General features: G+C 36.6%; 15 protein-coding genes and 1 other RNA gene. 10 read left to right on the top strand and 6 right to left on the bottom strand.

Features of this window, described 5'->3' with window-relative positions; all coding sequences use genetic code 11:
* Positions 1-235: 235 nt before the first annotated feature.
* Positions 236-2,158 carry a molecular chaperone DnaK gene (gene dnaK / locus H4J50_RS10510; RefSeq protein WP_182256258.1) on the bottom strand — a complete coding sequence of 641 codons (1,923 nt, stop codon included), beginning with the start codon at positions 2,156-2,158 and terminating at the stop codon, positions 236-238.
* A 401-nt stretch (positions 2,159-2,559) separates the two neighbouring features.
* Positions 2,560-3,195, bottom strand: a complete 636-nt coding sequence (grpE, locus tag H4J50_RS10505; protein WP_108455239.1) for a nucleotide exchange factor GrpE — start codon at positions 3,193-3,195, stop codon at positions 2,560-2,562.
* 185 nt (positions 3,196-3,380) lie between these two features.
* Here grpE and nadK point away from each other — a divergent pair, with 185 nt between their 5' ends.
* From nadK to H4J50_RS10485, 4 genes are all read left to right on the top strand, one after another.
* Complete coding sequence (gene nadK, locus H4J50_RS10500) at positions 3,381-4,262, top strand: NAD(+) kinase (RefSeq protein ID WP_108455238.1); 882 nt, start codon at positions 3,381-3,383, stop codon at positions 4,260-4,262.
* A 4-nt stretch (positions 4,263-4,266) separates the two neighbouring features.
* Positions 4,267-5,019 carry an ABC transporter substrate-binding protein gene (locus tag H4J50_RS10495; RefSeq protein WP_182256256.1) on the top strand — a complete coding sequence of 251 codons (753 nt, stop codon included), beginning with the start codon at positions 4,267-4,269 and terminating at the stop codon, positions 5,017-5,019.
* Between the two features lie 148 nt (positions 5,020-5,167).
* On the top strand, positions 5,168-6,832 hold the full coding sequence (gene recN / locus H4J50_RS10490) for a DNA repair protein RecN (RefSeq protein ID WP_182256254.1): 1,665 nt from the start codon (positions 5,168-5,170) through the stop codon (positions 6,830-6,832).
* A gap of 105 nt (positions 6,833-6,937) precedes the next feature.
* On the top strand, positions 6,938-7,285 hold the full coding sequence (locus H4J50_RS10485; RefSeq protein WP_182256252.1) for an outer membrane protein assembly factor BamE: 348 nt from the start codon (positions 6,938-6,940) through the stop codon (positions 7,283-7,285).
* A gap of 134 nt (positions 7,286-7,419) precedes the next feature.
* Here the strand turns inward: H4J50_RS10485 and H4J50_RS10480 are convergent, their stop codons facing one another.
* The gene (locus tag H4J50_RS10480) at positions 7,420-7,806 is read right to left on the bottom strand and encodes an RnfH family protein (RefSeq protein WP_108455234.1); all 387 of its coding nucleotides are present in this window, start codon (positions 7,804-7,806) and stop codon (positions 7,420-7,422) included.
* Between the two features lie 33 nt (positions 7,807-7,839).
* Positions 7,840-8,271 carry an SRPBCC family protein gene (locus H4J50_RS10475; RefSeq protein WP_182256250.1) on the bottom strand — a complete coding sequence of 144 codons (432 nt, stop codon included), beginning with the start codon at positions 8,269-8,271 and terminating at the stop codon, positions 7,840-7,842.
* Positions 8,272-8,422: 151 nt separating this feature from the next.
* Between H4J50_RS10475 and smpB the strand changes: the two genes are divergently transcribed.
* The 6 genes from smpB to H4J50_RS10445 all read left to right on the top strand — a co-directional run bounded on the left by smpB (position 8,423) and on the right by H4J50_RS10445 (position 12,306).
* A complete protein-coding gene (gene smpB / locus H4J50_RS10470) occupies positions 8,423-8,908 on the top strand; it encodes an SsrA-binding protein SmpB (RefSeq protein ID WP_108455232.1) in 486 nt (161 codons plus the stop codon).
* Positions 8,909-9,001: 93 nt separating this feature from the next.
* Positions 9,002-9,351, top strand: a transfer-messenger RNA (tmRNA) gene (ssrA, locus tag H4J50_RS10465).
* Positions 9,318-11,090, top strand: a complete 1,773-nt coding sequence (locus tag H4J50_RS10460; protein WP_182256248.1) for a replication endonuclease — start codon at positions 9,318-9,320, stop codon at positions 11,088-11,090. The genes ssrA and H4J50_RS10460 overlap by 34 nt, the downstream gene beginning before the upstream one ends.
* A 126-nt stretch (positions 11,091-11,216) precedes the next feature.
* Positions 11,217-11,465, top strand: a complete 249-nt coding sequence (locus H4J50_RS10455; protein WP_182256246.1) for a hypothetical protein — start codon at positions 11,217-11,219, stop codon at positions 11,463-11,465.
* 113 nt (positions 11,466-11,578) lie between these two features.
* On the top strand, positions 11,579-11,947 hold the full coding sequence (locus tag H4J50_RS10450; protein WP_182256244.1) for a hypothetical protein: 369 nt from the start codon (positions 11,579-11,581) through the stop codon (positions 11,945-11,947).
* Between the two features lie 8 nt (positions 11,948-11,955).
* Entirely contained in the window at positions 11,956-12,306 is a 351-nt protein-coding gene (locus H4J50_RS10445; RefSeq protein ID WP_182256242.1) for a hypothetical protein, read from the top strand.
* Between the two features lie 116 nt (positions 12,307-12,422).
* Here the strand turns inward: H4J50_RS10445 and H4J50_RS10440 are convergent, their stop codons facing one another.
* Positions 12,423-12,998 carry a hypothetical protein gene (locus H4J50_RS10440; protein WP_182256240.1) on the bottom strand — a complete coding sequence of 192 codons (576 nt, stop codon included), beginning with the start codon at positions 12,996-12,998 and terminating at the stop codon, positions 12,423-12,425.
* Between the two features lie 200 nt (positions 12,999-13,198).
* Positions 13,199-13,911: hypothetical protein (locus H4J50_RS10435; RefSeq protein WP_220466162.1), on the bottom strand; the 713-nt coding region annotated here is incomplete at its 5' end.

Raw genomic sequence — 13,911 nt, 5'->3', positions numbered from 1 at the left:
CTTTAAAAATCTAAGCAAATTACCATCGTTAATAATTAGGTTTTCGTTACTGCTTTAACATAGTAAAGCGCCGATAATTATCGACGCTTTAATTTATGTTAATTAAACCACTCAGCTTAAATGTTTCTTGTTGATATTGTAACGTTCTAGAGCATGTAGGTCACACTGAGCATACATTGTATGTGAGCATGTCCAACGCTGCTGTTGAGCGTTACAAGTACAACCTAACAAATAATTACTTGTCGTCTTTAACTTCTTCAAACTCAGCATCAACTACATCATCACCACCAGCTGCATCTGCTTCAGGTGCTTCACCTTCAGGAGCGCCGCTTTGTGCTTGTGCTTTGGCTTGAGCAATTTCCATTAACTTAGCAGAAGCTTCGATAACGGCTTGAGATTTAGCATCGATTTCTTCTTTGCTATCGCCTTTAATGGCAACTTCAAGCTCAGCTAATGCAGCTTCAATTTTCTCTTTGTCTTCACTTGGTAAATCTTCGCCTGCTTCTTCAATTTGCTTACGCGTTGAATGAACCATGCCATCAGCTTGGTTACGAGCTTGAACTAGCTCTTCAAATTTCGCATCTTCGTCAGCATTTGCTTCAGCGTCACGTACCATTTGCTCTACTTCTTCATCTGATAAACCAGAAGAGGCTTTAATAGTGATTTTTTGTTCTTTACCTGTGTTCTTATCTTTAGCCGTTACATGCAAGATACCATCAGCATCTAAATCGAAAGTTACTTCGATTTGTGGCGTACCACGTTGTGCAGGGGCAATACCTTCAAGGTTAAATTGACCAAGAGATTTATTTGCAGAAGCTTGCTTACGCTCACCTTGCATTACATGTACCGTTACAGCTGCTTGGTTATCATCAGCCGTTGAGAATGTTTGAGATTGCTTAGTTGGGATAGTGGTGTTTTTATCGATAACTTTCGTCATCACGCCGCCCATAGTCTCAATACCTAATGATAATGGTGTAACGTCTAATAATAGAACGTCTGTTACATCACCAGAAAGTACACCAGCTTGAATCGCAGCACCTGCAGCTACAGCTTCATCAGGGTTAACATCTTTACGTGGCTCTTTACCAAAGAATTCAGTAACAACTTTTTGTACCATAGGCATACGTGTTTGACCACCAACCATGATTACGTCGTTAATGTCGCTAATTGAAAGGTCTGCATCTTTAAGTGCTTGCTTAAGCGGACCTAAAGTAGCTTTAACCATGTCTTCAACTAAAGACTCTAATTTAGCGCGCGTTACTTTGATGTTCATGTGCTTAGGGCCTGAACCATCAGCAGTAATGTATGGCAAGTTAACGTCTGTTTGTTGTGCTGAAGAAAGCTCACATTTCGCTTTTTCTGCTGCTTCTTTCAAACGTTGCATTGCTAATGGATCTTGCGTTAAGTCCATGCCTTGATCTTTTTTGAATTCAGCTACTAGGTAGTTGATTAAACGGTTATCAAAATCTTCACCACCTAAGTGAGTGTCGCCGTTTGTCGCAAGTACTTCAAACGTGTGCTCGCCTTCAACTTCATCAATTTCGATGATAGAGATATCAAATGTACCACCACCTAAATCGTATACAGCAACAACTTTATCGCCTTCTTGCTTGTCCATGCCGTAAGCAAGTGCAGCAGCCGTTGGCTCGTTGATGATACGTTTAACATCAAGACCAGCAATACGACCTGCATCTTTAGTTGCTTGACGTTGTGCATCGTTAAAGTATGCAGGAACGGTAATTACCGCTTCAGTCACTTTTTCGCCTAAGTAATCTTCGGCTGTTTTTTTCATTTTTGCTAAAACTTCAGCAGAAACTTGTGGAGGAGCGATATTTTTATCACGCGCTGTAACCCAAGCATCACCGTTGTCAGCTTTAACAATGCCAAAAGGCATAATTTTAATATCGCGTTGAACTTCTTCATCTTCAAAACGACGACCGATTAAACGCTTAATAGCGAACAATGTATTTTTAGGGTTAGTTACAGACTGACGTTTAGCAGGTTGTCCAACTAACGTCTCGCCTTCTTCTGTGTAAGCAATGATTGAAGGAGTTGTACGATCGCCTTCTGCATTTTCAATTACACGTGCTTTACCACCATCTAGAACAGCAACACAAGAGTTTGTTGTTCCTAGATCAATACCAATAATTTTGCCCATCTTGACGATCTCCGAATACATATTTAATAAAAATAAAGATTAAATCTTTTGATGAACAGTTAGTGGGGGCAGGAAAAAGTCTTTTCAACTATTTTTATCGAAATAAATTAAAAAATTTTATTTTTATTTGCTCTGCTCTTTATTAATGACCATTAAGCATTCGCCATATTAAGTATTATGTTTAAACATGAGCAGCAACGCACACAACGCTTATCTAGCATTAAATGCGCTTAACAAGCTTGAAGAGCATAAAGAACTTAATTAAGTATAACTTGGCTATTACAGTGCAAAGTCATCAATCAAAGCAAAGTGCAATTAATAGAGGCTATAGAAAAAAGGGCATAAAAAAACCAGACATATGTCTGGTTTTTCTTATCAGGTAAAGTTACCGAAGCATATTATTATGCCGTGGTATCAACACTTGGCTTAGCTTTTGACACCATCACCATTGCAGGACGTATTAAACGACCATTTAACTCATAACCTTTTTGCATAACAGCAATAACAGTATTAGGCGCAACACCTTCAACTTCTTGCATTGACATAGCTTGATGCAATTCAGGGTTGAATGGTTGATCTTGAGGATCAATCGCTTTAATAGCAAACTTCTCTAATGAAGCTAATAAACCTTGATAAGTTAATTCAATACCTTCAACAATAGCGGTATTGCGTTCATCATCTTTATCAATACTTTGTAATGCACGTTCTAAGTTATCAACCGTAGTTAACATTTCAGCAGCAAACTTCTCTAAAGCAAACTTACGTGCTTTTTCAACATCTTGTGCTGCACGACGGCGCACATTGTCGACTTCTGCTTTCGCACGAATAACAGAATCTTTTTGATCAGCAACCGTTGATTTAGCGGTAGCTAATGCAAGTTCAAGCTCGTTAATTTTTTCTTGTTCTGCACTGATATTTTCAGCGGCAGTATCAAGTTGAACTTCAACTTGCTCGTCTGCATGCTCAATAATTTCAGCGGCTAATGCGTCTGCTGCAATTTCTTCAGCACTTTTATTGTCGGTTGACTCGTTGGCCATGAAAAACTCCAAAGTAGGTCTAAAAATTCAAAATATATAAAACTGATAACGCTAATTATGGGGGCTTGTTTTTATGATTCAAGCACAAAAGTAAATCATTTAAAAAAAAGTCAACTTTACAAGCGAGTAAAATAGCGCGAAACTGCTGATAGTCCTTAATTATATTACATATTGATAAGCACCGTATGAGTAATTTATACAACACCATTGGCCTGATTGGCAAACCTCACCATGAAGGTGCCAGCTCCACTATAGAAGCGTTACATCAATATTTGTCGCAAAATGGTTACAAAGTGCTAATAGAAAATTCTGTTGCACAAACCGTTAATATCGACAACGTAAACATGGCTTCACTTACCAATATTGGTGAACGTGCAGACTTGGCTATTGTTATAGGTGGTGACGGTTATATGCTTGGCGCCGCAAGAGTTCTAGCTTGTTATAACGTTGGCGTAATCGGTGTTAACCGCGGTAACTTAGGCTTTCTAACTGACTTATCTCCTGATGACCTCATTGCTCCACTTGAAGCCATTTTAAAAGGAGAGTCACGCTCTGAACAACGCTTTATTATTGAAGCCGAAGTTTATCGCCACGGCAAACTAAAAAGTTCTAACAGTGCGGTAAACGAAGCGGTTCTGCATGCGGGTAAAGTCGCCAACATGATAGAGTTTGAAGTCTATATTGATGGTAGTTTTATGTTTAGTCAGCGCTCTGACGGGCTTATAGTATCAACGCCAACAGGCTCAACGGCCTATTCAATGTCTGCGGGTGGCCCAATATTAACCCCTAATTTAAACGCGCTTTCACTCGTACCAATGTTCCCTCACACCTTATCTAGTCGACCCATTGTGGTAGACGGTAACAGTGAAATAAAACTAAAATTAGCAAATGAAAACTATGAAAACCTACAAGTAAGTTGCGACGGGCATGTAATTTTAGCCGTGATGCCTGGTGATGAAGTTATCATTAAAAAAAGTGAGTTTACGTTGCGTTTAATTCACCCGCTTGATCACAACTACTTTAATGTTTTAAGAAATAAACTAAGTTGGGGCAATAAACTATACTAACGTAATGAAATTAAATCTTAAATTTAACCAACTGCTACTCATTACTTTTGTTTTATGTTCATTTTTTGCAAAAAGTGAACATAAGCTAAATATAATTGACGTTATTTGGGTAACAGATAATTGGCAAAACTATACAAATAAAGACGGTACTGGGCTTTATCATGAAATGTTTGAAGCCATTTTTCAGCACTCGCCATACAATATCCACCTAAAATATTTACCCTGGAAACGGGCACTACGCGAAATTGAAACAAAAAAAGCCAATATCAGTGGCGCATTACCGAATAATGGCAAATACCTCTTTGCTAATTTACCTATTCTCACGCAACCTATCAGCATATTAATTCCAAAAACAAAATCTGATTTAACACTACAGCAAATAAGCAATTTAGTTGGCGTATGGCCAGAAGTATATACTGAAGAGATTATACAACCTTCAATATCACCCTATATTAATGGGGTTAGTGCACACTATCGTGAAGACGCAGTTAACTTACTGAAAAATAAAAAAGTGGATTACTACATCGACATACGATCTATGCTAGAAGTGCAACTGGCTTCCTTACCAACAATTGAACAGCAGCAATACCAAATCCAAAATTTAGCTTCGTTAAAGCTATTTCTAGTTTTTAGTGACGATCCAAAAGGCAGAGCATTAAAGCGTTTTTACGACACAAGAACACAAACACTTTTAGATAAACATATTCTACAAAATATTTATCAAAAATATCATGTGAACTTCTCATACCCTGAATAAATTTTAAACAATATATAAATTAGTTATTGCATAAAAAACAGATACTGTATAAATTAACAGTATCTGTTTTTTTTGTAATTAAAGGCGTTGATTTATCCACTTGCTAAGTAAAGTGAGGTGACATTAAATTAACCCATCAGGACTAACTATGTTATTGCAGCTCAACATTCAAAATTTTGCCATTGTGCGCTCACTCGATATTGATTGGCAACAAGGCATGACCACCATTACCGGTGAAACTGGTGCAGGTAAATCAATCGCTATCGATGCCCTTGGGCTTTGTTTAGGTGATAGAGCTGTAACGAATGTCGTTAGGCCTAATTGTACCAAAGCAGAGTTAGCTGCCACCTTTGATACAACCAAGAATAAGCAAGCCAAAAACTGGCTAAAAAAACATGATATGTTGCTCGACAACGAATGTATTCTTCGTCGAGTAATATCAGCTGAAGGTCGATCAAAAGCTTATATTAATGGCAGCCAAGTTCCTTTAGCTCAACTGAAAGAAATAGGTCAATTGCTCATTAATATTCATGGCCAACACGATCATCAACTAATCGTTAAAGCCAGTGAGCAACGCAATATTCTTGATGCTTACGCTAGCCATCAACATTTGTTAGACGAGGTTAAGTTTTATTATCATCAATGGCGTGAACTTAACCAAGAGGCAAAAATATTACAGGAAAGTAAATTTCAGCGTGAAGCTAAACAGCAGCTTTTACAATACCAAGTAAATGAACTCGACGAGTTTTCACTGCAAATTGACGAATTTGAAACCTTAGAAACAGACTATAAACGCCAAAGTAACGGGCAACATATTTTAAGTGAAACTTTAGTTGCTGTGCAGCAGTTATCTGAAAATGAACAATTCAATGTAGTCGACAGTTTACAGCATAGCGCAGAACAAATTGCAGCATTAGGCAATTACGATCCCGTTTTAAAAGCAATAGCAGAGCAACTTAACGAAGCCTTAATACAAGTAGAAGATGCAAGCCAAGAAATTAAGCATTATTATGAAAGCTTAGAGCTTGACCCACAAGCCTACACCTTAATTGAAGAGCGATATTCAACAGCGGTACTGCTCGCTAAAAAGCACCAAATTTCGCCTGATGCATTGGCTAGCTTTCATCAACAATTACTACAAGAGTTACAACTATTTAGCTCTGATGAAACACGCCTAACGCAAATTAACGACGATATAGAAGCAGCAAAACAAAAATATCAGCACGCAGCAGAGGTTTTATCTGACTCTAGAAAAAAAGCGGCCACTAAACTCAGCAAAATGATCACTAAAAGCATGGGTGAACTTAACATGCAGCATGGAAAGTTCTTTATTGATATTTGCCAAGATAAAAACGAAGGATTATCCGTAAACGGCAGCGATACTGTTAGTTACCTCGCAAGTTTAAATCCTGGGCAGGCACTTGAAGCTATGAACAAAGTTGCTTCAGGTGGTGAATTGTCAAGAATTAGCTTAGCCATGCAAGTTATTTTAGCCGATAAAATTGTTACCCCGACCTTAATATTTGATGAGGTAGATGTTGGTATCAGCGGACCTACCGCCGCCATGGTTGGCACAAAGTTAAAGCAATTAGCAAAAAACACGCAAGTTATCTGTGTAACACACTTACCGCAAGTTGCGAGTAAAGGACACCAGCAATTATTTGTTGCTAAATTAACTGATGGTGAACACACCGAAACTACGGTTACGGAACTTTCTAGCAATGGGCGCGTCCAAGAAATTGCCCGTTTATTGGCTGGTGATAAAATTACCGAAAATAGTCTGGCGAATGCACAAGAATTACTGGCTGGATAAAGTAAAGCTTAACGAGTGGGTAAAATAAACTAAAAATTATTTTGTATCTGACAGCCCGCTTCGCTATTATCCCCGTTCAAACTATAAAGGATAAATATAATTACCATGTTGTTTCGAGTATTAACTATTGTAATCGCCTTGTCTGTTTCTGCCTGTTCTAGTTGGGTTTATCGTATAGATATTCCACAAGGAAACTATTTAGAGCAAAAAGATATCGACAAACTTCAAATTGGCATGACAAAAGAACAAGTTAAGTTTGTATTAGGTAGCCCTGTTGTTGAAGATGCGTTTAATACCGACATTTGGCATTATGTTTATCGGTTCAAGTCTGGTAGAAGCTCAGACTTTAACGCAGAAAAACAATTCACCATCACGTTTAAAGATAACCTAATAGTGAATGCAGAAGGTGATTTTGAATTACCAGAAAGCTATCACGTGCCAATGGTTAACTAAAATCTTTAACTAGCTTAAAGCTATATTGAAGTTTTGTGAAATGAAAGCATGTTATTGATAACATGCTTTTTTTGTTTTTATCGTTTTATAAAATTTACAAAAAGATTCATTAAGAGATTAATAAGCAGCAAAGTTTAACTATCATTTGCCTTACTTCTACGTGGGTCAACCCGACCGCCAGTCACTTTATCTGCGCGCCCTTCTTCTTTCGCTTTTTCTGCTCGGCGTTTACGTACTTCTTTTGGATCTGCAAGCAATGGACGATAAACTTCAATACGATCTAGGTCATTTACCAAATCAGTTAACTTAGCGACACGATTCCATATACCAACGTTGTTTACTGATAAATCAATCTCTGGGAACACATCAACAATACCTGAAGCTAAAATAGCTTGTTCTATCGTAGTATGTGGCTCAACAGTACAACTAATGATTTCCTGATGCGTTGGTGTGCCATAAACAACTTCAATGGTTAGTTGTTCTTGCTCGCTGCTCTCTTCATTCATAATCTGTTCGTTCATGTTACTGTAAACTCTTATAATAAATTTCGACTGCTAACCGTAAACTTCTTTCGCGCGCTGGGTAAAAGCCTGCACCATATTGTTGGCCAAATTATTAAATACCCGACCAAATGCTAAATCAAACATTTTATTAGAAAACTCGTAATCTAAAGTTAGCTCTATTTTACAAGCGTCATCAGACAATGCTTTTAATTGCCACCCGCCAACGAGGTATTTAAAAGGCCCGTCGACTAAGCTCATTTTAACTTCTTGATTACTCACCAGTACATTTTGGGTAGTAAACCACTTTTTAAGACCACCTTTTGACACCAATAATGCAGCTGTCATACCTACTTCATCTTGAGCAATTATTTTACTATCACTACAATCAGGTAAGAATTTTGGGTAAGCAAGTACATCATTAATTAAATAATACATATCTTCTACACTGTGCATCACTAATGCACTACGGCTTATGTTCGGCATTCACCCTCCAATTCTCAAGGGCGCTATCATAACAAATGTCTTTTAAAAACGCATTAAAGTGAAAAATGATAAATAAGCCATTTAAATAACAATAATTCCCCGTATAATGTTGGAGATTGCTATTTTTGGTAGTAAACAGAATGGAAATATAATGGCAAAGAAAAAAAAATCATCAAGCAGTAATACAATCGCACTGAATAAAAAAGCGCGTCACAACTATAACTTAACCGACAAATATGAAGCGGGTATGAGTTTACAAGGTTGGGAAATAAAAAGTATACGCAGTGGTAAAGCTAACATCTCAGACTGCTACGTCTTTGTTAAAGACCGTGAGGCATTTTTAGTAGGCGCAGAAATTATGCCGCTAAATGCAGCCTCAAGCCATGTGGTGTGTGATCCTAACCGTGCTCGAAAACTGTTATTAAACCGTCGTGAACTTGACCAACTCATGTTTGCCGTTGACCGAGATGGCTATTCACTCATTGCAACCGCAATGTACTGGAAGGCATGTTGGGTAAAACTTGAGTTTTATCTTGGTAAAGGTAAGAAAGATCACGACAAGCGTGCCGATATTAAAGATCGTGAATGGGCGGTTGATAAAGGTCGTTTAATGAAAAATAAAAACTTAGATAGATAGTTGGTTAAAAAATACCACGTTGTCTATTTAAATAAAGCGTTGTACAATGCGTTTTGTAGACTGATTTAGTCTATAATAAAAGAGTTAAACTTTGGGGCGGATCTAGGATTCGACAAGATTCACGAAACCCAAGGTGCATGCCGAGGGGCGGTTGGCCTCGTAAAAAGCCGCAAAACTATAATTGCAAACGACGAAACGTTCGCACTAGCCGCTTAGGCTAGCCATCGCCTCAAAAATTCTCCTATTGTTTAGAGGATCGATGGTCACCCCAAATAGGATAGCGAGGGAAGCACGCTTAAGGCTGAACCGCGAAATAGTATTAAGCTCACCATGACGAAGCCTGTCGATTGGCGTCTAATTGGTTAAACAAATAATCGACTAAGCATGTAGTACCGAGGATGTAGGTTTTTTGGACGGGGGTTCGATTCCCCCCCGCTCCACCACATTGAAGGTTGACGAAAGTCAGCAGAAACAGGCCATAGCCACTGGAAACAGTGACTGTGGCTTTTTTGCATCTGAAACCCCGTTGGTCTTAGATAGTCCTAAATGGGCTAGGAAATGGCACGATTTTGACACTTTTTTGCCATCATCTGAAAATAACATTGGTACACGCGAATGTTATTCTTTCCGCAAAAAAATATTTGAACGTCATCCTTACTTAGTTAACGCATTAAAAAGTAACTATCTAAAACTCTTCCATCAGAAAAATTTACGTGAAGCCAATCTATTTATTCTTAAAATAGATAAATCGCTCATTATTCATGATTTAAACCTTTCTTCATCAACATCAAAAATTAGAAGTTTTTGTGAAATCGTCTCGCGAAAGTGTGGTTTAACAGTTGCAGAATATGGTCAGAATAAAGTTTCTTATCAAATATGTAGAGGAATAGCTAAAAAATACACTATTGAAGTAGATGGTTTTGAAAACAATAAACCATTCATTCCAATATTAAATAAGCTTATCTGTGCTAACTGGTGGTTTAGAAAAATTAACAAGATGCGCACTCAGCACATTGAGCAAGTACATAGAAAATTAAATTTAGTCCATAAAGATGCGAGTTGCTACGTCAGTAATTTTGCATTAGAAAATAGAAAGACTCAGCTTAAAAACTCGTTTGAGTATTTAATGGCTAATCATATTGTTAATGAAGATGGTCAAACTTATACCCTTCTTGATGTATATAAAAAATCAGTATCCAACCCAAGAATTCGTAAAGCTGAATTAATGACTCGCATACGTGGCTTTGAAGAAGTTGCCACACAAATGGGTCATGCCGGGGAATTCTATACGTTAACTTCTCCGTCAAAATATCATGCTTATTCAAATGGTAAAGCTAATCCAAAATTCAATAACTCAACACCTAAAGAAGTTAATGATTATTTTAATAATAATTGGAAACTGATTCGCTCGGCCTTACAAAAGAAAAATATTCATCCTTATGGGTTTCGTGTGGTTGAACCACATCATGATGGAACACCACATTGGCATTTATTACTTTTCATGCACCCTGACGATGTAAAAACTAGTCGAGAAATTTTTCATAAATACGCATTGAAAGAAGATGGTAATGAGCGAGGCGCTAAAAAGCATCGCTTCAATGTAACTTCTATAGATCCTAATAAAGGTAGTGCTGCTGGTTATATTGCTAAGTACATTTCAAAGAATATTGATGGCTCTGATCTCGATACTGATTTATATGGCAATGATGCAAAACCTGCTTCATCAAAAATAGATGCTTGGTCTGCTTTATGGGGTATTCGTCAATTTCAACAAATTGGTGGCCCATCTGTGACTGTGTGGCGTGAATTAAGACGTTTACAGGAGACCGAGCAACCAGAAGTCGTGCAAGCGTTTATCGCTGCCGACTCTGGTGATTGGGCTGCTTATGTAATGGCAATGGGTGGAGCAATACTACCAAGACGGAATCGCCCTATTCATCCCTATTATCAAACCGAAGTGAATGAAACCATTGATATTGAAACGGGCGAAGTTATACAGAACAACTTAACTCATTACGGTGATATTAAAGCTCCTTCGTTAAAAGGACTGATTAATAAAAATATTATTAACCTCACTCGTACTCGAATTTGGCAAAGAATAACGCGACCGATGACGACTTGCGAAACGAAGAATGAGTCTCGCAACAAGGAATTGGTAAAATTACACCCAATACCGATATGAAAATATGCTTAGGCGCGAAGCTGCGACGACGAGGGCGAAGCCTGAGCATCGAGGAGAAGCGCGAAGCGCCCTTGGACTTGTGTAAATAACTGTACTAACAAATTCAAACAACGGAAAAACAATAAAATGAATATAGAAACATTTGGACTTAATGACCAATTCACCATGCAAGAAGCCTTTGAACTTCTTAATAGCCATGTGGTTAAAAAAGAAGATGAAGATAACAAAGACCTGCCAATAGAGAAAATTGGTTTTATTGCAGGTGTCATTACCCTAAATGATGAAATTGAAGTGATGATTAAGTTTCCTAATCAATTAACACAACTAACAAAAACAGCATTTGCTGACAAAATGACGTTATTGGAAATGCCTTAATAACGGTGCTACACGCTCTTTAAAAATTTGGACAACACTTAAATGTGGGATAACGACAAACTACTCTGGTGCTATCCCACTACTTAATATTAAACAAATAATGGGAAACAATTATGACTAGAGGATACACATCAATTACTTTAAAAGGCGGTAAAAAAGATGGCGAAATTATAGATGATGTTTCGCTTAGAAAATTACCTGATGCTATAAGCTTTAACAGCGAATGCTATTTTGCTAAATCTAACGACGGAAATATTTCCATAATGAAAGGATCGCTAAGCTCATTGTGGCATTCATATTCTGTACATATATATAGTAAAGTTGAAAATAAAAAACATGAGTCAGGAACCATCTTTGAATTTATAGAAACAAGAGATGTTGAACGGTGTTCTGCAATCATAAAAAAGAAAACGCAATGCCTTAAACCAGCTATATACGGCAAAAGCTACTGTAGTGAAAACCATAATTCTAATAAACAATGAGTAAACTTATGACTGAATGGTTTCAAATCAAAGTAAGTGATGTGCAATTATCATCGAAACAAATGTTTATGTATTTCTCTCAATTGGAAAAGGATGAATTGCACATTAGTCCACATGTAAAATTAGCCGGACTTTCAAAAGAAGCACATATAAGTCACATTAAACTAGCTAAAGAGTTTTTGGATAAATGCTTACCTATATTCAAAAGACGTTACGGCAATGAAACTAGATTAGATATTATAAAATGCTCTAGCGGTAAAAATATTCGCCTGATTAAACGTATTCAACAGGACACTCAAATAATTCAAGCCAGATTAATAACGAACAATATGGCTCCTAATAGAAAAATTGATATCTAAACAGTTTGTTCGCTGTGAGTACAAAATTAAAATGTTCTCATCTATCTCAAAAGCGGACATTTCACTATCAATCCAAAATTTATTAGACAGGCCAATTTTGCTAAACCACTACAATGTTACATCGAAGAATAATCAAGGTACATCATGTTTGAATTTTCCTCACAGTATAAATACTTAAAGCTTTTTCTTTTATACCATTTATGTAGTTTATTTTTTTTGGATTCCACCTGATTTTCTTCTTCTATTAATTGATAGCCTTCTTCATTGATAGGTGATGCGAGTAATATTATTATAGGGTCTTGAAAAAGAGTACGCAGATGCTCAATACTTTTACTAAAAAGTATTTCTCCTAAACCGTTATTCTGATATTTTTCTAGAATATTAATTGACTTCAAGTAAACAAAGGTTTTACTTTTCAACTCATCGATTTTTATTTTTGAATTTTGATTATTTGCCAATATTTCAAATACTTCCATCAGCTCTTGAGAATGTTCTTCAAATATTTCGTCCAAGTAAAAATCATGAGGCACTTTTAATACGAGAGCTTTTTGCTCACCTAATTCTTCAGGTTTATCACTATCATCAACATAACCGATAAGGGAAAAATTAACATTAAGAAAACAATCACTAGGCTCTGTTATATCAATGACCTCAGAGTAAGTAGTTTTGAGTGATGATAAATAAAAATCCATAATAAATATCCTTAGTTTAATAATAATAATTTTGTGTATTCAAACTTGTTAGAGCAATTTTGAATTGTCTATCATGATTCTATTTTCACACCCATAAAAGAGTCAGCAGTGGCATTTGAAGACATAAAGTATTTCGGTTAAAAATTTAAAAATTTGTTTACATATCTAATCTAGTTTATTGAACCTTTCAAACCCCAAAATTACCTAAGTAGCATTCCTTTTTTGGTTACATGATCAAAGCTAAATACATGCTCTCTGGGTGATTCATCACAAACACCAACTAAACGTCCCCTTTGAGCATTACTACCTTTTTCAATTAACACTCTATTGCTACATATTGGGCATTCAGCTTGGTATACAACTAATTGCAAAGCTCTTATGTATTGGCCGTTGTCCCTTTTAGTTGCTGTGCGAACATATCTCAACTGTGCAGAAATTACGCTTAAGCGAACTAACCAATATGGCGCTATGCCTATGCGTTTATCTATGGCTTCGTAAAATGGCTTTAACCAGAAGTAGAAAGAAACAGCTATCATTAAAAATGATATTAAATAAATCAAGCTAAAATAGGATAGCGAATAGTAGTTCCACAACAGTAAAGAATACCCTACGGCCAAAGCTAGTAAGGGTAAAGAAATGTAAGTATAAAATTTCCAACCTGATATTTTAAAGTTTAATAAAAATTTAGCCCATGTTGGCGCTTTAGGTAATTGCGGGACAGTATATTCAATGTTTATCTGGCTAGTATTGGCACTATCATTTTTCAATTCAACTTCATGTGTTATTACTTCAGATATGGCTTTTAATCCAATATAGAAATTAATTTTGTGACCACCAGATGACTCTGTATTTTTAATTGTAGGTAAATATTTAACTTTATTTAGTGAGAAAAAATGAGTGATTTCATCAACAT

The organism is Colwellia sp. 6M3, from assembly GCF_014077595.1.
In the GTDB taxonomy this organism is placed as follows: Bacteria; Pseudomonadota; Gammaproteobacteria; order Enterobacterales; family Alteromonadaceae; genus Cognaticolwellia.
Note: the sequence above shows the minus strand (reverse complement) of the source record. Positions and strands in the feature narration are given on the sequence as shown.